Consider the following 22473-nt stretch of genomic DNA (forward strand, 5'->3'; position numbering starts at 1 on the left):
GCAAAGACACTCTGGTGCAGCGAATTATTCCGTGTATATTTATTTGCTGCACCAGAGTGTCTTTGCGGTTTACCAGAACTATTTACTTTATCTTGGCCAGTAAGGTTAAGCTATTGGCTACCATGCCCGTTGTTCGGGAGTAGTGACCAAATCGCAGTTCCACGCTTTGCCAATGACCAATGCCGAACAAACCGCCGGGTGGGGCCGTACGGAAGCCTATCCCTATAAACTGACTGTTGAACCCGGATATGTCGTAGTCGCTCGTGTAGTATTTTTCAGTCTGTTTATGTTGCTCATAAGGGGCAAAATACCGGACGGCCGTTTGATGACTAAAGCGGTAAAAAGGACTGACTGAAATAAAGGAGGTCAGTTTGACAGGTACCTCCAGATTGGCCGTATGGGCCTGCATACCCCAGTCGTCGATATAATAGCGATAGAACGTCCGAACCACAACCCGGTCGCCCATGAAGTAATGCAGTCGGAAAGAAACGGGGAGCTTAAGGCGCGTGCCGGGTAATTTTTCAACAGTTTCGCCACCGTCCTGAAAGTAAATTCGGTGAAATGGCGTACTTAACAATCCTTGTTGAAACGATGGCTCCACTGTAAACAGAAGCTGCATCCGTTTATTAATAACCTGCGATACCGATACACTCAGGTTGTACGAATTACGGGGCTTATAATCAATGGGGTCTCTATCACCGTGGGCACCCGAGCCATAGCCATCAGGCCGAAGTTCGGGTGGAAGAATGGCTTTCCAGGTATCGAAGAAAGCACCTGCTTTCAGGCTAACCTCGCGGTTGTTATCAGTAGAAGCTTTGGCAAAATTCAGATTGATACCGTACGACTTGTAGTCGTACTCCGTTGAATACGAGAAGGCAAGCCCTTTGGTTGTGCGATTGTTGTCGTTATGTACGCTCCAGGAAAGCGACGGATAAATATGGGTGTCGCTACGGGAGGCCGATGACACTGTCAGTGGGTCGATGTTATCAGATGATGCCGAGGTGTAATGGTCGATGTTGAAGTCGAACGCAATGGTGTGCTGACGGTTTCGCTGGTCTGTCGTTTTCAGCACAAGGTCGAATGACTGGGCAAAATCAGTCAGTTTTTCCGTGCCAATTCCCCCCGTTACGGCCGAGTTATTACCATCCTGCTGATAGTAGGAGGATACCAGGTTGATTTCCTCCACTTTGAGTTTACGTTTTTCATAGGCAGGCTGTGTGGTCGACTGACCGTACCCCGCCTGGAGTAGACTAAGCAAAACGCCAACCGAAATACAGATTTTTTTCATGGTTCGCGTTTGTTAGTTACAGCCACAGCCACCACCACTTTTGCCGCCATTCGCGCCGGCGGCTCCTTCACGATAGAGGTAAAAATTTTGTTCGAACTTCTCCGACTTACGAGCCGATAATTCCATTTCGGCATCGTTGATCCGGCTTTTCTGATATTCTTTGACTGTCGTGCAACCTGTTAGACTGAGAAGGCCTATACACACCGTCAGTCCTAGTGTTTTGAGAAACGGGTTCTTATTCATTTCGTAGGTTTATGCAAGTTAAGATGTTACGGTGGGTGCCATAAGCCGGATATTGGCCGATGTATAGAGCCTATCGGAATCGTCGATAATAATACAGGCAATGTGCTTCATCTGATTGATCAGGTCCAGACCGACCCGAACGCCCATAACCATAACCGGGGTAGCTAAGGCATCGGCTAGCTCGGCATTCGGCGCAATGATGGTAACGCTTTTAATACCCGATACTGGGTAGCCCGTTTTGGGGTCTATGGTATGGGCATATCGCTTTCCGTTGATCAGGGCATATTTTTCATAATTGCCCGATGTAGCCACGGCCATGTTGCTGATAGCCAGGTATGAAAATGCTTCGTGGGACGATAGATTGGGGTCGGCTATGCCAATGGTCCAGGGCTTACCAGTAGGTTGCATGCCCCAGGTAGTCAGGTCACCGGCTGCATTGACAATGCCACTTTCTACCCCTCGCTCCCGTAAAATCCGTTTAGCCTGTTCAGCCGCATAACCTTTGCCAATACCACCAAACCCAATGCGCATTCCTTTTTCCTTGAGGAATACCGTTTGCTGGGTAGGGTCGAGAAGTACATTTCGATAGTCGATTAATCGAACCATGCGCCGGGCCGTTTTAGGGTCGGGTAAGGCCGTCATGGTGGTATCGAAATTCCAGAATCGCTTATCCAGTGACCCGTAGGTAATGTCAAACGCCCCTTGTGTCAGCGCGGATAACCGCAGCGATCGTTCGATTAAAGCAAACACCTCGGCATCTACCCGAACGGGCCGTACTCCCGCATTGACATTGATCTGGTTCGTCTGACTATCGTCGCGAAAGGTGGTCAGTAGCCGTTCGATTCGACTGATTTCGTCAATGGCGGCATCCAGACAATCGTTGGCCCAGGTTGCATCTGTGCTGACAACGCTCAACTCAAAGCGATTGCCCATGAGTCGTTGTACGCGTTTATGAATGCCAGGGATATCGCTCATTTCGTTGCCAAACGGACAGCCTGAATGGATTCGATAAACGACGAGATCGTCATGGATTGCGGGTAACCATCCCATTCTTTCAGAACCTTGCCCTCGGCATTGAGCAATACCGTAAGCGGAAACTTACCCTGCCGGTTGTATTTTTCGGCTAAGGCTTCGTTATGAGCGGTCTGTTTGGCATCGAGCTGATTTTTCGATAAGCGTGGGAAATCGGCTCGAACTAGAATTAAGTTATCGGTCGCAAACTGGTTAAACTCATCCGATTCGAAGATTGTCTTTTTGAGTTTGATACAGGGGCCACACCAGTCGGACCCCGAAAAGTTGAGCAGAATAAGTTTATGGGTCTGAGTTGCTTCGGTTTTGGCCTGATCGAAATTCAACTGCCAGTTAATCGTGTTCGTTAAGAAACTAAAGAGAACGACTGCTAATAAGGCTTTCATCGTGGTTTGGTTGGCTTGTTAATTGGATAAATGCATTAACTGTAAACGACCAGCGTTTTGCCGTCAGTGGCCGTTTTATAAACCGTTATACCTTTACTGCCGAAGCTGTTTTTCCCTTTACCAGTCAGGTCAAAACGGGCGCCGTGTTGTGTACAGTAGTATTCTGTCTTGTTGAACATGATGGCCTTTTTGGGTTCATGGCTACAGGTCTGGGTTGCTGCCACGTAAACACCTGCCGTAGACTGAGCCACTACAATACCGTTCTGGGTAATATAGCCACCAACCGTTTTTAGGGCAGAAGCCGCCGAGGAAGTCAGGTCGATGGTGAGTAGTCGATTTTTTATACTAATCAGGTCGGTGCCATTAGTGGTAGTTCCACTGGTAACGGTACTATTTGATGTCCCTGTTGTAGTCGTTGATGGGGTTGTTGTGGTTGTACCAGATAAGGATAGTGCATTGACTACCGTATCTTCTTCATGCACACAGGAAGTCAGTAACGCCATCAGGGCCGAACCTGTAAAGCCCATTGATTTTAAAAATTCTAAGCGAGTCATACAAGCGAGCGGGTATGTGTAACTTAAGCGTTGTTTTCTTAATTAGTATTAGTTGTTTTTACGGGTATGCTGAAATTTATCTATCTACAGCTCACAGTTTGGTAACTGAAAAGACGAATCACTTCCATCGGTTGAGTTTATGAATTGGTTTCAAGGTTAATGTGTTTATTTTCAGTATTTTACTGGCGAGAGTGATGGGCCGTATACACTGTCTATGGCCGATATAACGTCGTCATGTATTGCTCCTTTATTACCAATACGTGTATTGCTACTAAAACGTGGCACAGTTCCAGATACTTGTGTACTGGTTAAATTTACTTAGTCGACTGAATGCAGATGACTGACAATTAAAGCTTTAGAACTGGTTGTGAAAGGTTGTTGTGCTGCCGTTTTCAGGGAGAATCAACAGGGTTATTTTAGAAAATAGTTGACGGCCTGGATACGGCTGGTTACGTGGTTTTTCAGCGCCATGATTCCCGTTGTGAAATCAATTGTGCTGATCAGGTAGGAATAAGGTTTTTGTTCAGGTTCGGTGCCCGTCACGTAAGGGGCAATCAGGTAATAATTCTGGTCGATAATGGCGTTTATATTGCTTGCCGTAAACACGTTGTCCCTAAAATCTCTGACATACTGCTTATATCGGGTATAGTAAACGGGGTCACGCGTTATATCATAGATAAGTGGCCAATTACTACTTACTTCGGTCATTTCGAGCGAAACGGCTTTGCCGCCACCGGTTCCATTACCAGCAGTGCTGCTCATGGCCATGTTGTGATCCCAGGGAATCCAAGTGAGGTGATTCGTGGGGGAATTGTAGAGGTAATAATTATGCGCCATAGCCCCATAACTGTCCCAGTTCACAATAGTGTTGTTAACCGCCAGGTATTTAAGAAAAAGGTCCATATTGAACGTCTTCTCCAGATTCGCACGCCAGGTTGCCGGGTCCGTGGTTCGATTGGTTGCATTGAGGGCCGCTACAAACGCCTGAACATCAGAATAGTCGGCTTTATCTTCATTGTTTTTCTTTTCGAACTGGCTTTGTACGAACGTTTGTAAGGTTGATTCGGGCTTATAGATGTTTCCTTTTTTCTCGCCATACTGGGTTTTTACCATCGTATCGTCGATCACTTCGACCATCGTATACACACCACAGTATTTTTTACCTGAACCAAAGTCAATATATACCCGATAGAAAGCAGTTTGAGCCGCTGGTACACCAGCCAGCCGGAAAATGTCCGCTACTATTTTTTCTCTTAGTAACGAATTATCGCTAAAGCCCGGCGACATACTCAGTTCTTTGAAACCATAATATCGCTGGTCTTTGATGTCGGGATACGTATCTTCAAACGCATCCATTTTGAGCCGGAAAGGTAATTTGTAGATGCCCGATCGCCAGGCCGTAGCGAGGCTTGAATTACCTTTGAGCCGGAATCCTACATTGGCCCAAAGCTTGCCATTGATGCGAATCGGCAGGGCTACATACGCTGGATCGTCGCCAAACGAGCCTCCTCCCGGATTACCGCCCGGCATGCCAACTCCACCCGTGTTTCCAGCGCCAAACGTTCCCCAGGATTTAGCGGCCATATCAGTCTGGATCGACTTCCATTGATCGGCGGTCATCGTTATCTCCATCGTTTTCACGTCTGTTTGCGAGAACGCGACGGAATAACTAGGGGGAGCATCACCACTATGCGATTCGGTGGTCCAGTCGGGATTGGTAGCACTGCCTGTATTGGGGGCTACATCCGAGTATTTAGGCTGGCATGCCAGCCCGATCCAGAGTAGCGATCCAATAAAAAAGAGTAATGTATGGACTTTCATGTAGCGTACATAGTTCGGCTTTATACCGATTGTACGCAGACAAAATAGCCTCCGTTGCAACAGGGGTTTGATGAGGTGAAAAATTGGTTAAAAGCCGAACGATTAATCGTCAAGAAGCCACTGGTGGTAATCTTCGGTATCAACAAAATAACGACTGGATAATGACTCATTGAGCCGTCCAGATGCCCTTAAAATTAAGTCGGCCCCAAGTTTCCCAAATTGATTGGGATCATTTAATACAACCGCAATCCGTGCCTGTTGGGTTAAACCCACGCCCGAATTAGCCTGAGGTAGCCAGTGCTCAATGAACCAGTGCAGATCGACCGGATTGAACAGCCGGAGTGGCCGAAGATCGATTAACCACCGTTTCACGCGATGTCGTTTGGCCAGCGCTAAGATGGCAAGTGAGCCGTCTCGGAAATGTTCGCTGGTAGGCACACCAAGCCAGGTTTGACGTAGTAAATGGATGCTGCAATCAACGTCCACCCAGACGTGTTCGTTCCGGTAGGTTTTCATACACAATTTGTTCCAGATGGTAAGCCGTAACGTTTGAAGCTGGCTCAGACTGCTCCCTGGTAGGTCAATCGCGAACCTTAAATCCAACTTCATATTACAATAAGGGTGATTGATGAGGCAAAGGAGGGGCAGAATACGCACGTTGTAGTTCGGCTTCGGCGAATCGATAGGCATACACAAATTTGTCATTTTCCTGACGGATCAGGCCCATGTCTTCCAGTTGTAGTACATGATTCCATATTCGCTGAAGGCTGCCGTAAAACCCATCTTCGGATTGGGATAAAAGCGCCTGTAAGCTAGGCGTGTTGTTTTCGGCAGGCGTGTTGACGGGTGTACGTTGCATGAGTTGAGTTATTCAGATTCTCCGCTGTCTCTCGGTTTAAACAGGTAACGTACAGGTTTGTCAATCGCTTATGCAGGTTAGAGGAATGAGCTTCAATTCCGTTGTTTTTAGTCTTTTTTAACAATCATCCGACAACGTGTCGAGTTTGATTACTTGATGAAATTGGTAAGCAGATAGCCAAAATTGGCTTTTTGGTGAGTATGTTGGTGCTTTTGCGTACTATTGTCTGTACGAGCCGGGAAGGGTTTTCGTGGCGACAATCTTCGCTCAATTCAAGGATTTAAGCTTTTTTAAACAATTTGTTTCGGGAGGCTCTCCGCCAATCCGTGATAAAAACACCAGTTGCTGCTTTTTATAGCCTGATTATTTTATGGCAATGATGAAACAAACCTATCTGAATCTGCTCCTTTTTTTCTGTACAACATCGCTGTTGGCGCAATCTAATCTGAAACTTTGGTATAATCAGCCCGCCGAGGTCTGGACCGAAGCCCTGCCCATAGGCAATGGCCGGGTAGGCGCTATGATTTTTGGAAAGCCCGATAACGAACTTATTCAACTCAATGAAAGTACGTTATGGTCGGGTGGTCCGGTAAGCGGGCCGGTTAATCCCGAATCACCCACCTATCTGCCACAGGTGCGTCAGGCATTGGAAAAAGAGGAATACAATCGAGCTGTCGAACTCGTCAAACATATGCAGGGGCTATACACCCAGTCTTACTTGCCCTTAGGCGATCTATTGTTAAAGCAGAATCTGAATGGGGCAACGCCGTCGGCCTACTACCGGGATCTGGATATTCAGAAAGCTGTGGCAACTACTCGCTTTACGGTGAACGGCATCGAATACAAGCGGGAGCTGTTGGCATCAGCTCCCGATCAGGTCCTGGTGATCCGATTAACGGCCAGTAAACCTGGTCAACTGAGCTTCGACCTATCGACCCGTAGTCAGTTGCGTACGCAGAATAAAGCTTACCCAGCGGGCGAATGGGTGATGCGTGGGAAAGCGCCGGCCCAGGTTGAACCTAACTATTACAATCCGAAAGATCGTCAGCCGGTAGTATATGAAGATACGGATGGTTGTAAAGGGATGCGTTTTCAGCTACGAATTAAACCTATGCTTCAGGGGGGGGCTATGCAGTCGGACACAGCAGGAATCCATATCCGAAATGCTACGGAAGTTGTGCTACTGGTAGCGGCTACGACCAGTTTCAATGGCTTCGACAAATGCCCTGATAAAGATGGGAAAGATGAAGCAAAACTGGCGGAAGAGATTATCCGAAAAGCGGCTGGAAAAACCTATCTAACACTGTTAAATCGCCATATAGCCGATTATCAGGGCTATTTTAACCGTTTTACCTTTCAACTGGCCGATACCACAATAACCAATGCTAATGCAGCCTTGCCTTCCGATAAGCGCCTGGAGGGTTACAGCGGTGGAGCTTATGACCCAGGTTTAGAGACGTTATACTGTCAGTACGGTCGTTACCTGCTCATTTCGTCTTCACGCGTACCGGGCGTGCCTGCCAATCTTCAGGGGATCTGGAATAAAGAGTTAAGAGCGCCTTGGAGTTCAAACTACACCATCAACATCAATACCCAGATGAACTACTGGCCTGTTGAAGTGACCAACCTGTCGGAGATGCATGGGCCGTTGTTACGCTTTATTGGCGAACTGGCTAAAAATGGAGCTGCAACTGCCAAAGAGTTTTACAATATGCATGGGTGGGTCGCTCACCATAATACGGATATCTGGGCCATCTCGAATCCGGTCGGCGATAAAGGGCAGGGTGATCCGAAATGGGCCAACTGGAATCAGGGAGCAGGCTGGTTGTGTCAGCATTTGTGGGAGCATTACCGATTTACAGGTGACAAAACCTTCCTGAAAGAAACGGCATACCCACTTATGAAAGGAGCGGCTCTATTTTATCTCGACTGGTTGATTGAGGATAAAGATGGATACCTGGTGGTGTCACCCTCCGTATCGCCAGAGAATGATTTTATCGATGCCAAAGGAAAGCCGTCACCCATTTCGGTCGCAACCACAATGGATATGTCGATCATGTGGGATCTGTTTACGAACCTGATTGATGCTTGTACTGCTCTCAATATCGAACCCGAGTTCCGCCAGTTGCTGATCGACAAGCGGAAGAAATTCTACCCATTGCACATCGGTCATAAGGGAAATTTGCAGGAGTGGAACAAAGACTGGGAAGATCTAGACCCACAGCACCGGCACGTGTCGCACCTGTTTGGGCTGCATCCAGGCCGGCAGATAGCTCCTACCACTACTCCAGAGTTTGCGGCTGCTGCCAAAAAAACGCTGGAAATTCGGGGCGATGCCGGAACGGGCTGGAGCCGTGCCTGGAAAATAAACTTCTGGGCCAGACTGCTCGATGGCAATCATGCGTACCTACTACTCCGACAATTGCTCAATTATTCGAGCCAGACAGATACACGATATGGTGGACGAGAAGGGGGCGGTACCTATCCCAACTTTTTCGATGCACACCCCCCTTTCCAAATCGATGGGAATTTTGGTGGCACTGCCGGTATGGCCGAAATGCTGATCCAAAGTCATTTATCCGATATTCACCTGTTGGCTGCCTTGCCCGATACCTGGAAAGAAGGGACGGTTTCGGGCTTAAAAGCACGGGGTGGGTTTGAGGTTGGTATTCGCTGGAAGGCGCATCGGTTAACGGCAGCAACCATCAAATCGGTTAATGGCGAACTGTGTACCATTCGAACGGCCCGGCCTGTCACTGTAAAAGGGATCAAAGCACAGTCGAAAGCAGCGTCGATTGGGTATCTGACTTCATTTCCAACGCTGAAAGGCAAAGTGTATGAGGTGCTTGGACAATAAATTTTGACTATCAACCAAAAGCCCCTGCTAAACCAGTTTAGCAGGGGCTTTTGGTTGATAGAGTCAGCAGGATTAAGAGCCTGACGTCATAAATAACTGCAACTGGAGCTTATCGTTGGTATTTTGCTGGTTACCGAGAGTTACCCGTTGCACCCATTCTTTAAGCGTATAGGAACTGGTAGGCGCACCCAGCAAAAGCGGCTGAATTCGGGCTTTTTGTTTGATAACCTGACCAATGTAGTAGGTAAGGTCAAACTTGTAGGCATCTTCCAGAATTATCGCCGTTGGGTCGTAGCTATACGTCGTCAATGGTGATGTTGTGCCTGCAATACCAGCTGGAACAGCCGTCGACAAAATGTCATTCTGATTGTTTGTGAAATACAGAGCCAGTTGCGTTGGTGGGGGCGCATTATCGTTCAGGTTTTTCCGAACGGGTTTAAGAACCAGGATCGCTTTATTCAGATCGGCATATTGCTCTGGACGAATAAAGTCGTTGAGGTAAGGAAACTCAATGCGGGTGTACAGTTGAGCGCCTGGCACTACGAAGCTCGTATTATTGGTCAATCGGCTGCTGAGTATATCGGCCCGACTTTTTAACGCGCTTAATGGGGTACCCGTCCGGTCATTTATTAACTGAGAGAAATAAATGGACGAGAACGGAAACAGCAGGTTGGAAGATACACGGTCCAGATCGGTAGTGTGATAATAGAGCCGTAACCCACTCGTAGCCGCTGTAAACCCGACAAACGTATTGGCAGTAGAATTACAGTTGAATGCAAAACCCGGCATGAATTCCGAAAGAGTTGTTGCATCGGTAATCTGACCCGAACTTAATTTGTCAAAGAAAGCCTGCGCCAGATCGTCGGGTATACGAAGCTGGATTTGTTTCGTCCGGCTTTGCGGCTGCGGCTGAACGCTTCTCCGTAAATACGGCTTTGGGTCATACCCAACTGTACTGGTGTTATAGTAGGCTTGAATCAGCAGTTCCTTGCTCAGCTTATGTACGCTCAGATCAAACAACGAGGTACTATCGCCATGAACAAAAGCATAGTTAAGTTCTACCACCATTGAGTCGAGCCGCAGATTCGTTTGCGTTGAAAAGTTGTTGGACGCATAGTTAACGGCTGCGAAACACCGGGCAGTCATTGTACCAGTCTGCGAATCGGACCAGCGACCCACCAGCAGATTGACATCGCCAGAGGTAACGAAGGAGTCGGGCCGCATAACCGTAGACGTCTGAACCGTCACCGTATCGACCGACTGGATCACCAATTCCTTAGGATTGATGATTGACTGTCCGACAAGGAGATCGCCCGACTGACAAGCAAATAGCACCATACCGGTCAGCAAGAGCAAACCGGCGTACCAGAAAGTACGCATATGTAAAGAATTCAGGGAATTTTTACGCCTAACTGGCGTAATTCTTCGTTAGTCAGCGTCGGCAAGGCCTTCGTCTGCTTAATTTTTTCAACCACCCGTTCACCAACCCGCTGGGCCTGTTCCTGGCTGGTAAAGCCTACCATACCAGGTTGACCTGGAATGGTAGGCTGATGAATAACCAATTTATTATTCTTCAGGATATCGTAGCCCCAGCCTCCCGGTGTTTTGGTCACTTCAACCCGAAGTTCCGATTCACGCTGTGTATACCATTGATAGACTGTCAAACAGGCCAGACCAACCAGTATCAACAACAATCCCTGCTGGATAAGACGTGCTCGTGACCGTTTAGGTTGCGTAGGGGTAGGGGCAACTGGCATTATTGTACCTGAGCGACAGTTGGATCAAAATCCCACAGATCATCAAGGGGAGAGGTGCCATTACGACCTGTTGTGACATACCCCTTATTACCAATGGCAAAGCCCACACCATACGAACGCGTAGCCCCTTCAAACACACCTCTGGTTGTCCAGGTATCGGCAGAGGGATTGTATTCCCAAACATCTTTCGTGGACGTTGTGCCATCGCCGGTAACAATATAGCCTAAACCATTGATGGAAAACCCGATACCATTGCTACGGGCAATAGTTGACTGATCTGTGGTGAAATCAGCCTTTTGTGTCCACAGATCCTGTGCTGGATCATATTCATACCAGTCTTTCTGGACAATAGCATTGTTGTTGCCTGTACCCACATATGCCTTGTTGTTGATGACAAAGGCAATAGCCCCAATTCGCTTAGAACCCCCATAACTGGCTACTTTCGTCCAGGCATTGGCCGTTGGATCGTACGACCAGATGTCTTTCAGGTAGTTGCCGTCGAAACCAGTGCCAACATACCCTTTTGTTCCAATAGCAAACGCAATAGCACCCTGACGGGCGGTACCGCCGAAATCAGTTACCTGCTTCCAGGTGTTGGTAGCTGTATTGTATTCCCAGAAATCTTTTAGACGATCGCCGTTCGCGTTGATACCGGTGCCGATGTAGCCTTTGGTACCAACAGCAAAGCCGACACCTATGTTACGGGCTGCCCCGCCAAAGTCTGCCTTTTGGGTCCAGGCATTTCGCGAAGGATCATACGCCCAGAAGTCTTTCAGGCGGTTGTTACTGGCATCAGCACCTGTGCCCATGTAAGCAATATTGCCGGATACGAAACTGGCGGCTCCGTAGCGAGCCACACCTTCTAATTCGGATTTTACCGTCCAGTCGCCCAGCGTTGATACGGTATCCGATGTGGAACAGCTAATGAGTGTTCCTGCCCAACCTGCACAGAGCAAGCCTAATATCCAGTTGACACGTGAGGTCTTCTTGTTGGTAGAGAAAGGAGTCTCAGATGATACAGATTCCGACTGGGAGCTTTGAGCCGAAAGAAATCGAAATGGTAAATGAATCATGAAAAACGAGCGTGATCAAACGAACGAAAACGTAAAGGTACACCTATTTGCGTTAAAAACGACGGTATCGACAGCCTGATTGTCCTGAACAAACGAATTGACTGGCCGATTCAGGTAGCAAAGCGTATCAACTAATTCCTGCAAAATTACAGTAAACGGGGTTTACTAACCAATGAGTCTCTTTCATAAAAATTCTTAATTATACAGAGATAGGTTAACAATAGATTAAAAAAGCCCAACGGCCCTGACATAAAGACCCGCTTCATGTCAGGGCCGTTGGGAATAGCGCCTGTTAAAAAATGTTAACCTGAAGCGCGTGGTTTCACTGCGAACGGCATTAGTTTCCTACAAATTCAGATTTTTAATGGGGCGAATCATTGATTTTCCACCAGCTTTACGCTGAATGGATGAACCCACTTGTAACAACGAATTCTGTTCACTGACTGCCTGACGGGCATTGGCTGTACTGCCCGAAATCTGACTCAAAGCGGCTTTGAGCATGGCTTCGTTGGTATCGCCTAAGGGCAGCAGATTGATTGGTTCTTCTACTTCTATATTCGGTGTAAAACCCGTTGAGTAGTCCGATGTACCGGCACTGTTGTACGATTTGAACACAATTGGCTGCATCCCCCACTTGATTTTGCCACTGTCGTCGGTGATTGTAATGGAGCCGACATTTTTTCCGTATGTCGTCGTGCCAATCGTCGTTACAGTCATGTAAGGACGCAAACCGTTGATAATTAGCTCGCTGGCCGAGGCTGTGTGCTCAGTAGTTAACACGAATACCCGCGACAGATTGGCGCCGATGTTCTGCGATTTGTCGAGGAAGTTTTGGATGAAAAAGCTGGAGCCGTATTGTTTTTGCAGTTCAGGTGTAATCGAGCTATTCCATTCTTCGCGGAAATACAACTTGCTGGAGCTAACGCCTTTGCCAATCAGACTAGCCAGGTTGGCCGATGAAGATGTGTAGCCGCCTGGATTGTAGCGTAAATCAAGGACGAGTTCGTTGACGCCCTGCGTCTTAAATTTGCTAAAGATGGCATCGACCTGACTATCATATTCACCCGCATCACTGCCATTGGCTCCTGGGACGAATTGGTTATAGACCAGATAGCCAACTTTTTTGTTGCCAACCGTATAAACCGAATCCAGAAAGACAGGGTTTTCCTGGAACGTCGTAGCCGTTACGCTGACGGTTTTGTCGGTATCGACCAGCGCTGAACCGCTGACCGACGCAAAACCAAACGAAAAGTTGGTTCCTGAAAACAGCAGATCCGAATAGTTGGAGGTCGTGATCGACTGTCCATTTACTTTCGAGATAATATCGCCCCGTTTGATTCCGGCCAGCGCGGCTGGCGAGCCGGGTAGCACATACAATACCTGAGCAATAACATTAGAAGAACCCGACGACCGTAAGTATAAATTATACTCCATACCCGTTGTGGTTGTTTGTCCACTAAGTTCAGCCGTTAGGGTGTTGGCATCCTCCTCAATCCACGAAAAGCGGTCTCCGGTTGGGTTGGTCGTGGCATCGTATTTATTCAGAAGCGAATCGAAAAACAGGTCGGGCGAAAGCGTTTTATCAGGGTTAGCCGGAATCTTATCATTCCAGTAATACACTTCCTGCATATTTTGTAAAATCCAGTCGTTGATGGTCGTGTTCTCACTGGTCGAAGCCGAGGTTTGCGGAGTAACATCCTCTGATTTTTGCTGACAGGCAGATACCGATACAATAAATCCGGCTACAAATAACCACCGAAACAAAGACGTGCGGTTGGCGAGTAGATGTTTTGTTACGCTATGTACGTAATTCATATTTTGTTGTTCTATAGATTAAGTCGAATAAGCGAAAAGGCTTATCTACTAATGCTTACGTTATAACAACAAAGAATGTTGCAGCACTCGTTCGTTTGCATTGGATTTAATCAACGTTTAATAGAGTCATTGTAATGTGGTTGGAAACCCACACCATCAAGCTGAATTCCGCGTTTCCACCCGCGTTACATACCACCCGCATACAGTAATTGCATTTACGTTGTATCTTTACAAGAATAGATAGTACCAACTCAACCAGTAGTGTAAGCAAACCTGTGGAAAGACGTAATGCATTAAAAACAATGGCGGGTGCCGTTGGAGGGCTGATTAGCCTGCCCGCCTGGGCCAATGGATGGACGGCTGAATCGGTCCGTTCAGTACAACCGTTTATCTCTGCCGAGCAGACCGAATTGCTGGCCGAAATGGTCGAAACCATTATTCCAGCGACGGACACGCCGGGAGCTAAAGCCTTGAATGTTCATCAGTTTGTTCAGAAGATGGTAGCTGACTGTTACGACAAATCGGCCCAGGACCGGTTCAAAAACGGGCTTGAATCACTGGATAGTTGGGCACAGAAATCGTTTGGAAAGCCGTTCAGCCAGGGCGATGTGGCACAACGTACTGGCCTGATGACCCAGCTGTCTAAATCAGCCGATTCGGCCCAGAAAGATTTCTACGGACTCGTCAAAGGACTAACCATCCGGGGTTATATGACGTCGGAGTATGTGATGACGAATCTGACCCATTACCAATTTATTCCCGGCCACTATTACGGTTGTGTTCCTGTTTCTAAAAAGTAATCAGGAGCGAGGAGGTTTGGTGCATCAAGAAAAACTGCGTACAAGCTTCTCGCTCCTCACTCCTCACTCCTATAAACTATGTCTTATTTTAATATTGACGCCCAGGCTCAGAATACCTACGATGCCATCGTTATTGGTTCAGGAATCAGCGGGGGCTGGGCGGCTAAAGAACTTACCGGAAAAGGATTGCGTACGCTGGTACTCGAACGGGGCCGCGATGTTCGACATGTAACCGATTACCCAACGACGAATATGCAGCCCTGGGAGTTTGAGCACCGGAATCAGCTCAAACGGGATATTCGGGAAGCGAATCCCATTGTCAGTAAATGTTACGCCTTTTACGAAGGTACCGAGCAGTTTTTTGTGAAAGATGCCGAGCACCCTTACGTTCAGGAAAAACCCTTCGACTGGATTCGGGGCTATCAGGTCGGTGGTAAATCGCTGCTATGGGCCCGCCAGACTCAACGCTGGAGCGACTTCGATTTTCAGGGGCCTGCCCGCGATGGATTCGCAGTCGATTGGCCGATCCGGTATGCCGACATTGCTCCCTGGTACAGTTACGTCGAAAGATTTGCGGGTATTACCGGCAATAAGGACGGCTTAGCCACCTTGCCCGATGGTGAATTTTTGCCTCCCCATGAGTGGAACTGCGTTGAAAAGCATTTTCAGAAAAAGATAGCGACCCGGTATAAGGATCGGCATGTGATTATGGGCCGGGCCGCTCACATTACCCAGCCGCAGCCCATTCATTTCCAGCAGGGCCGGGCGCAATGCCAGCATCGAACCATTTGCGAGCGGGGTTGCCCATTCGGGGGCTATTTCAGTAGCAATGCCAGTACGATTCCCTGGGCAGCCAAAACGGGTAAAATGACGTTGCGGCCGCACTCGACTGTGCATTCGATTATTTACGATGAAGCGAAGGGACGGGCAACGGGCGTTCGGGTGGTGGATACGCAAACGAAACAGATGCATGAGTTTTATGCCCGCATCATTTTCCTGAATGCGGCTGCTTTAAACTCCAATCTGATTCTGCTGAACTCAACTTCACATCGCTTCCCGAATGGGCTTGGTAACGATAGTGGCGTATTAGGTAAATACGTCGCGTTTCATAATTACCGGGCTGGAATTTCGGCTGAGTACGATGGTGACCTGGATTCGACTACCGATGGCCGCCGTCCGAATGGGCCATACATTCCCCGTTTCCGCAATGTTGAAAAGCAGGAAACGAACTTTCTGCGGGGGTATGCGGCTGGTTTCTCGGCTGGCCGTAGTTCGCGCACGGATCAGAGTGGAGTAGGGGCCGACCTGAAAGAGAGCCTCCTCAATCCGAAATTGGGTGGTTGGTATGTTGGTTCGCATATGATGGGCGAAACCATTCCTAAAGAAACCAACTACGTAGCGCTCGACCCAACGCTGAAAGATCCGTATGGCATTCCGCAACTGAAAATAGCCATTGTCTACGACGACAACGACGACAAGATGGTGAAGGATTATCAGGAGCAACTGACGGAAATGTTTACCGAAGCCGGTTTCAAAAACATCCGCGTCCGGGATGATCATCGCAACCCCGGTCTCGACATTCACGAGATGGGTGGTGCCCGCATGGGAAAAGACCCGAAGAGTTCGATTCTCAACAAATGGAATCAGGTTCACCACTGTAAAAATGTGTTTGTGACCGATGGCGCCTGTATGACCTCGACGTCGACTCAAAATCCATCGCTAACCTATATGGCCCTGACAGCCCGCGCTGCCGACTACGCCGTTAAGGGATTGAAAAAAGGGCTGGTCTAAGCCTGATTATTCGTTGAACGTACAGTTTTTGTAAAAGCCGTACCAGTGTGTTGAACACTGATGCGGCTTTTTTGTGGGTAATAGCCGAAGGATGATTTCAGTATTTCCAGACGAGAAGTCGCTTTTAATAACGTGGCTTCAACAATTCAATCTGGTCTGCCTATTATTTTTCAAAAACCATGAATAAACCTTTTTTGGGCATTGTATGTCTGCTGGCGATTATGCTGGCTACAGATGGTAACGGTACACCTACCCCCAGTAAACCTTCCAAACCGGGCTCGACGAACGAAAAGAAACGTGATGCTCCGCCTGCCTTAAAATTACCGTCAGGTTTTACAGGAACCATTGTGGCCGAAGACCTGGGGCCAGCTCGGCACATTGCGATTACAAAAAGAGGAGACATTTATGTAAAACTGTCGAAACTAAAAGACGGGAAAGGGATTTATCGGCTTCGGGATACCAACAAAGACGGACTGATTGATGAACAGATTGGGTTTGGCGATTACCCAGGCACAGGAATCTATCTTAAAAATGGCTATCTCTATAGTTCGTCGAACAATAGCATTTTTCGGTACAAGCTGGACGCTAACGAAGAAGTCATCAGCCCCGATCAGCCCGAAAAGCTGGTTTCGGGATTAGTCCTGAGAGATCGGGATCAGTCGAAATCCATCGTTGTCGATAACCAGAATTACGTGTATGTCAACGTTGCTTCGTACAATGATGCGTGCCGGGAAGCGGGTACCGGCAAAGGCATGACGCCCTGTTCCATTCTGGATTCGGCGGCTGGCATCTGGCGGTTCAAAGCCGATGCATCGAATCAAACCTATGGCGATGGAATCCGGTATGCGACCGGATTGAAAAATGTAGTAGGACTGGACTGGAACACCAAAACCAACACGCTGTTTGTGATGCAGCATGGTCGGGGGAAATTCGACGATTTTTATCCGCAGTATTACACGCCCCAAATGAGTGCAGAACTGCCTGCCGAAACCATGTATGAACTCCACCAGGGCGATGATGCGGGCTGGCCGTATATTTATTATGATCCAGTGCAGAAGAAGAAAATTCTGGCTCCTGAATATGGTGGTGATGGTAAGAAAACGGGTGGAGAAAAAGCAATCAACCCGGTTATGGCGTTTCCGGCCCACCTCGGCCCGAACGGACTTCTGTTTTATACCGGCACAGCTTTCCCGGAGCGTTATCGGAATGGGGCCTTTATTGCCTTTCATAGTCAGTCGCAGCCGATCCATAAAGGATACATGATTGGTTTTGTACCGTTTAAAAATGGTAAGCCATCGGGCCCCTGGGAAATCTTTGCTGATAATTTTGCGGGCATCGATCTTGAGAAACCGACCGGCCCCGTTCAGCATCGCCCTTGTGGACTGGCGCAGGGCCCCGATGGATCACTTTATGTGACAGACGACCTGCATGGAACCTTGTTTAAAATCAGCTATCAGGCTCCGTCATCGGCCCGCAAACCGATTGCTTCGAAAAAAAAGTAACAGTTTGGCACGCTGGGCGTTCAAACGGGTAAGGTTTTAAAATCCTTACCCGTTTTTTATGGGCCTTCATATTGGCACTTCAGGCTGGAGTTATGAGCATTGGCAGGGTGTTTTATACCCGCCCGGAACTCCTGTTTATCGCAGACTGGCGTATTATACGCAACGATTTCAGACGGTCGAGCTGAATAGTAGTTTCTACCGCTGGCCAAAACAGACCACCTTTGCCGGTTGGCGGCAGCGTTTGCCCGACGGCTTCCTGCTCACGGTGAAGGCGCCACGGGGCCTTACTCATGCCAAACGATTGTACGCACCCGAAGTCTGGCTGGATCGAATTAAAGCCTGCTGGCATGAACTGGGTGAAAAGCGGGCTGTGTTGCTGGTTCAGCTTCCGCCTAATCAGGCTTGTGATTATGATCGACTGGCTTATTTTCTGGAACAAATTCCGCATTGGATGCGGGTGGCAGTGGAGTTTCGACATACGAGCTGGCAACAGGAGTCCATTTTTCAATTACTGGAGCAACACCAGACCGCCTATTGCATCATGAGTGGGGCACATCTGCCCTGTATTCTGCGGGCCACCGCGCCTTTTGTATACATACGTATGCACGGCCCCGATACACAGTACTTATACGGTGGCTCCTACTCCGATGATGATCTCCACTGGTGGGCCGACCGACTGCATGAATGGGATAGGATGGGCAAAGAGGTTTTTGTCTATTTCAACAATGATGGGGGGGGAAATGCCGTAAGGAATGCGGAAACGCTCCGCCGATTCGTTTAGTAGGCGAGGTTAAACGCAGGTTGACGGTCGCCCTTCTTCAATAAGGGCCAATCAGAACAGTAAACAGCGACTTTCTGCTTCTTTAGCCACTATGTGAGTAGGTAAGTAGCCTGCCACTGTTCTCATTAACCGACTCCATCATTATGAATCATTCGTCGAACATTACCCGTAGGCAATTTATTAAACTTGGTGCGTTGGCAACCTCGGCAGCTCTTCTGCCCAATCTGGATGCTTTGGCGATGACGCCCAAGAAAGTCGGTTTGCAGTTGTACACCTTGCGTGATTTGATGGCAAAAGACCCGGAGGGCACACTTAAAAAAGTGGCTGAAATTGGTTATAAAGAGGTTGAACTGTTTGGGTATGCTGATGGGAAATTCTTCGGTAAAACCCCGAAGGAGTTTTCGGCTATTCTGAAAAATCTCGGCCTGGCCGTGCCTAGTGGGCATTATACAACCGGCAAAACGATGCCCAACGTGAAGGGTACGCTCACCAACGACTGGAAACGGGCTGTTGACGATGCGGCTGCTCTGGGTCAGCAATACATGGTTTGTGCGTACCTGTTCCCCAACGAACGAACAAAACTAGACGATTACAAGCAATTTGCCGATCTGTTCAATAAGTCGGCGGAAGTGGTTAAAGCCGCTGGAATGCAGTTCTGCTACCACAACCATGATTTCGAGTTTAAAGAGATGGATGGGAAGCTGCCCTACGACGTACTCCTAAGTGGCACCGATCCAAAGCTGGTCAAACTCGAACTGGATTTGTACTGGGCTACATTTGCCAACCAGGACCCGGTTGCATTGTTCAAAAAGCATCCCGGCCGGTTCCCACTCTGGCACGTGAAAGATATGGAGAAAACGGCCGAACGGGCGTTTGCTCCGGTCGGTACAGGTTCCATCAATTTCCAGCGCATTTTCGACGAGAAGAAAACGGCGGGTATGACGCACTACTTCGTTGAGCAGGATGTCTGCAAACTTCCTCCACTCGAATCCATCGCCATCAGCTACCGAAATATCGACAAGCTGAAAACGATGTAGGGGAGAGGGCAGACAGAGCATCAAATAGATCGTCGATTGGCTCAAAAACGAGTTACGCAGGCTCTTTAAAATGCATCTTGACCAACGTTCGCTTCTGGACGGACGAAGAGCCTGATTGTAAGTTTAGCCAGGTACGCAACATATGCGGTCTGTAGTTTTTTCGTACATAGTCGGTGAAAACGCGGTTCCCTATCCTCGTTTTTACCGACTTTTTATATATAGTGCAGATGATATATATATTGGGCAGGTTATGAACAAACCGATCCATTAGCCAGTTACTATTAGAACATGGATTCACGTAGAAAGTGAATCTTCCTCACTCGCTACTTTTCTGGTTGTTTTTGTAAGTATCCGTATAGCTTCTACTTACAGTTTAGACGCCCTTCTTTTAGCCTGTTCGGCATTTACTCCCATTACGTTCTCAGTCTCATTCAACAAATTACGGTTTCTTTTCTCATTATTCTTATTGCCTATTTTTAAAGAACACATATTCCCTGCTTCTTTGGTCAATCGGCCTCATTTTGGTTTTCTGGCTGTAAGTCATTTGCAACCAGGTACTTGGTAGATGTGTTTAATGCCTATTTACCACTGACCTGGTTCAGCGAACACCTTCGAACTATAACGATGAGTAATTTCAATTGCGCGTTGCACTTAATCGGCCTTTAATCCGTAAGGCCTTGTTGATCAGTTGCGCCATTGGCAACTCTATAGTACTCTGAGCCTGACCTTCTGCGTGGAATCCACAAGTACTGAAAAAGGCCGTTCTCTCTTATCACTGCCGAGGCAGATTCAACAGATCAGCCCACTCATCTCTTAACAGCTTTTTATGCCAACTAAACTTAAATTTACCAATACTAACCGGTCTACATTTTTTACTACCGTTCGCGGACGGGTCGATGCGTATTTCATTGAACACGCTCTTTCGCCCCACGCCAATGGAGCCATGTGGGCTAAGACGCTATTTTTTCTGGTAGGTTATGCCCTGCTCTACGGGCTTATTCTGTCCAATCAGTTTGGAGTGGGCACCATGCTGGTACTAGCCGTTTTACTCGGTGTGTTTGCCGCTTGTATCGGTTTTAACGTTTCACACGATGCATTACACGGTGCTTTTTCGGCTCGTCCATGGGTAAATAAATTGTTAGGTGGAAGTTTTTACCTACTGGGAGCTAACCCCTACGTCTGGAAAATTACCCACAACATCGTTCACCATACCTTTACCAACATTCCCGGTCATGATGAAGATATTGAAGTAGCACCGGGACTGGTCCGACTGGACCCTCAGGAGCCGCTTCGGCCCTGGCATCGCTATCAGCAGTGGTATACCTTTCCGCTATACGCCCTGGCGTCGCTATCGTGGGTTTTGCGGAAAGATTATGTCAAGTTTTTTAAGAGCCGGATTGGCCAACACGATACAACCTCACATCCTCGACGCGAATATGTTAAGCTATTCGTGGCCAAGGTACTGTATTATGTTTTCTTTCTGGTGCTGCCGTTTGCTGTGCTCAGCTTAGCCTGGTGGCAGATACTAATCGGATTTCTGGTCATGCACCTGGCCGAAGGGCTGGTATTAGGGCTTGTTTTTCAATTAGCCCATACCGTAGAAGGTACCACGTTCCCTGTACCAGACGAAAAAGGTAATTTACAGGAGTCCTGGGCGATGCATCAGTTGTACACGACGGCCAACTTTGCCCCCCACTCAGCCTTGGCGGCCTTTATCTGTGGCGGCTTAAACCGCCAAATTGAGCACCATTTGTTCCCTAAGGTTTGCCACATTCATTATCCGGCTATTACGGCTATTGTCAGACGTACGGCACATGAATTTGGTTTGCCCTATTTGGAGAATCGTAGCTTCGGCTCAGCACTTTATTCCCATTTTCGCCTGTTACAAACCTTGGGACGACCCGCCTAGAGCGACGTATCACAATTTATGTAACATTCTATTCTCTTTTTAACAACTCAACGTATGGCTTCTCAACAAGACCTTGATTTTACCTACACAACGATTGATAAAATATTCCGTTTGAGCATGGGACAAACCGGCGATTACAGCGGAGCCATGTACAACGGCGATTTCTCACTAACGCTGGAGCAAGCACAGCGCCAGAAACATGAGTTCATTGCTGATAGTTTGCGGATAAGGGACGGTTCGCGGGTACTGGATCTGGGTTGCGGCTGGGGCCCATTTCTCCAATATGTAAAAGAACGAGGAGCCATGGGGCAGGGCGTGACGCTTTCGCAGGGGCAGGCCACTGCCTGCCGGGCAAATGGCCTGATAGTCGACATTAAAGACTGTCGCCTGATTACGCCCGCTGATTACGGCACATTTGACGCGATTAGTAGTGTCGGGGCCATGGAGCATTTCTGTTCGGTTGAGCAATACCTGGCAGGGCAGCAGGACGCAGTTTACACCGATTTCTTCGCCAGGCTAAATGACTTACTACCCGTTGGGGGCAGAGCTTACATACAGACTATGGTTTTTGGTAAGAACATGATTCCTTTCGAAGAGATCAGCCTGGATGCACCCAAAGATTCGCCCTCCTATGCGCTGGCACTGATGATTGCTCAGTTTCCCGGGTCTTGGCTGCCCTATGGAGCCGAGCAGGTTACCCGCAATGCGCAACCTCATTTCAAACTCATCTCGAAAAGTAGCGGCCGACTAGATTATATTGAAACCATTGGGCAGTGGCGAAAACGCTTTCGTGCGTTTGACCTGCAAAAATATGGGCTCTATGCTTCGCTCCTGCCCAAGATGTTAACCAATAAAGCCTTCCGGGATTTGATTGCTGTGTTTCGGGTTAGCCCCAACCGAGTATGTTTTGAGCAGGAAACGATGGAGCATTACCGGATGGTATTTGAAAAAATTTAACGTATTGCCCTTAC

20 protein-coding genes are annotated in these 22473 nt (G+C 48.1%); 8 read left to right on the plus strand and 12 right to left on the minus strand.

What is annotated here, in order from left to right:
• Positions 1-82: 82 nt before the first annotated feature.
• The 8 genes from B5M13_RS13730 to B5M13_RS13765 form a co-directional block, all read right to left on the minus strand.
• Complete coding sequence (locus tag B5M13_RS13730; RefSeq protein WP_080056220.1) at positions 83-1288, minus strand: DUF3570 domain-containing protein; 1206 nt, start codon at positions 1286-1288, stop codon at positions 83-85.
• A gap of 12 nt (positions 1289-1300) precedes the next feature.
• Complete coding sequence (locus B5M13_RS13735; protein ID WP_080056221.1) at positions 1301-1531, minus strand: DUF4266 domain-containing protein; 231 nt, start codon at positions 1529-1531, stop codon at positions 1301-1303.
• 18 nt (positions 1532-1549) lie between these two features.
• Positions 1550-2506, minus strand: coding sequence for an FAD:protein FMN transferase (locus tag B5M13_RS13740; RefSeq protein ID WP_080056222.1), 957 nt, complete (start codon positions 2504-2506; stop codon positions 1550-1552).
• A complete protein-coding gene (locus B5M13_RS13745) occupies positions 2503-2946 on the minus strand; it encodes a thioredoxin family protein (RefSeq protein ID WP_080056223.1) in 444 nt (147 codons plus the stop codon). Before B5M13_RS13745 ends, B5M13_RS13740 begins: the two co-directional genes overlap by 4 nt.
• Before the next feature lie 35 nt (positions 2947-2981).
• Positions 2982-3500, minus strand: a complete 519-nt coding sequence (locus B5M13_RS13750) for a Rieske 2Fe-2S domain-containing protein (RefSeq protein WP_080056224.1) — start codon at positions 3498-3500, stop codon at positions 2982-2984.
• Between the two features lie 411 nt (positions 3501-3911).
• Entirely contained in the window at positions 3912-5321 is a 1410-nt protein-coding gene (locus tag B5M13_RS13755; RefSeq protein WP_080056225.1) for a CotH kinase family protein, read from the minus strand.
• 102 nt (positions 5322-5423) lie between these two features.
• Positions 5424-5837: a hypothetical protein gene (locus B5M13_RS13760; protein WP_080059920.1), complete on the minus strand. Its 414-nt coding sequence runs from the start codon at positions 5835-5837 to the stop codon at positions 5424-5426.
• A 94-nt stretch (positions 5838-5931) separates the two neighbouring features.
• Positions 5932-6180: a hypothetical protein gene (locus B5M13_RS13765; RefSeq protein ID WP_080056226.1), complete on the minus strand. Its 249-nt coding sequence runs from the start codon at positions 6178-6180 to the stop codon at positions 5932-5934.
• Positions 6181-6556: 376 nt separating this feature from the next.
• Between B5M13_RS13765 and B5M13_RS13770 the strand changes: the two genes are divergently transcribed.
• Positions 6557-9037 carry a glycoside hydrolase family 95 protein gene (locus B5M13_RS13770; protein WP_394334309.1) on the plus strand — a complete coding sequence of 827 codons (2481 nt, stop codon included), beginning with the start codon at positions 6557-6559 and terminating at the stop codon, positions 9035-9037.
• Between the two features lie 72 nt (positions 9038-9109).
• Here the strand turns inward: B5M13_RS13770 and B5M13_RS13775 are convergent, their stop codons facing one another.
• From B5M13_RS13775 to B5M13_RS13790, 4 genes are all read right to left on the minus strand, one after another.
• Positions 9110-10417 carry a DUF4270 family protein gene (locus B5M13_RS13775; protein ID WP_080056227.1) on the minus strand — a complete coding sequence of 436 codons (1308 nt, stop codon included), beginning with the start codon at positions 10415-10417 and terminating at the stop codon, positions 9110-9112.
• An 11-nt stretch (positions 10418-10428) separates the two neighbouring features.
• The gene (locus B5M13_RS13780) at positions 10429-10794 is read right to left on the minus strand and encodes a DUF4907 domain-containing protein (RefSeq protein ID WP_080056228.1); all 366 of its coding nucleotides are present in this window, start codon (positions 10792-10794) and stop codon (positions 10429-10431) included.
• Entirely contained in the window at positions 10794-11867 is a 1074-nt protein-coding gene (locus B5M13_RS13785) for a Kelch repeat-containing protein (RefSeq protein ID WP_080056229.1), read from the minus strand. The genes B5M13_RS13780 and B5M13_RS13785 overlap by 1 nt, the downstream gene beginning before the upstream one ends.
• Before the next feature lie 345 nt (positions 11868-12212).
• Entirely contained in the window at positions 12213-13682 is a 1470-nt protein-coding gene (locus B5M13_RS13790) for a S41 family peptidase (protein ID WP_080056230.1), read from the minus strand.
• A gap of 302 nt (positions 13683-13984) precedes the next feature.
• Here B5M13_RS13790 and B5M13_RS13795 point away from each other — a divergent pair, with 302 nt between their 5' ends.
• The 7 genes from B5M13_RS13795 to B5M13_RS13825 all read left to right on the plus strand — a co-directional run bounded on the left by B5M13_RS13795 (position 13985) and on the right by B5M13_RS13825 (position 22459).
• A complete protein-coding gene (locus tag B5M13_RS13795; RefSeq protein WP_080056231.1) occupies positions 13985-14482 on the plus strand; it encodes a gluconate 2-dehydrogenase subunit 3 family protein in 498 nt (165 codons plus the stop codon).
• A 78-nt stretch (positions 14483-14560) separates the two neighbouring features.
• Positions 14561-16273 carry a GMC oxidoreductase gene (locus B5M13_RS13800; protein WP_080056232.1) on the plus strand — a complete coding sequence of 571 codons (1713 nt, stop codon included), beginning with the start codon at positions 14561-14563 and terminating at the stop codon, positions 16271-16273.
• Positions 16274-16452: 179 nt separating this feature from the next.
• Positions 16453-17775, plus strand: coding sequence for a PQQ-dependent sugar dehydrogenase (locus B5M13_RS13805; RefSeq protein ID WP_080056233.1), 1323 nt, complete (start codon positions 16453-16455; stop codon positions 17773-17775).
• Positions 17776-17833: 58 nt separating this feature from the next.
• Entirely contained in the window at positions 17834-18556 is a 723-nt protein-coding gene (locus B5M13_RS13810) for a DUF72 domain-containing protein (RefSeq protein ID WP_080056234.1), read from the plus strand.
• A 143-nt stretch (positions 18557-18699) separates the two neighbouring features.
• Complete coding sequence (locus B5M13_RS13815) at positions 18700-19593, plus strand: sugar phosphate isomerase/epimerase family protein (RefSeq protein WP_080056235.1); 894 nt, start codon at positions 18700-18702, stop codon at positions 19591-19593.
• 826 nt (positions 19594-20419) lie between these two features.
• Positions 20420-21502 carry a fatty acid desaturase family protein gene (locus tag B5M13_RS13820; protein ID WP_080056236.1) on the plus strand — a complete coding sequence of 361 codons (1083 nt, stop codon included), beginning with the start codon at positions 20420-20422 and terminating at the stop codon, positions 21500-21502.
• 54 nt (positions 21503-21556) lie between these two features.
• A complete protein-coding gene (locus tag B5M13_RS13825) occupies positions 21557-22459 on the plus strand; it encodes an SAM-dependent methyltransferase (RefSeq protein WP_080056237.1) in 903 nt (300 codons plus the stop codon).
• The last annotated feature ends 14 nt before the right edge of the window (positions 22460-22473 follow it).

The organism is Spirosoma aerolatum (assembly GCF_002056795.1).
GTDB classification, from domain to species: Bacteria; Bacteroidota; Bacteroidia; order Cytophagales; family Spirosomataceae; genus Spirosoma; species Spirosoma aerolatum.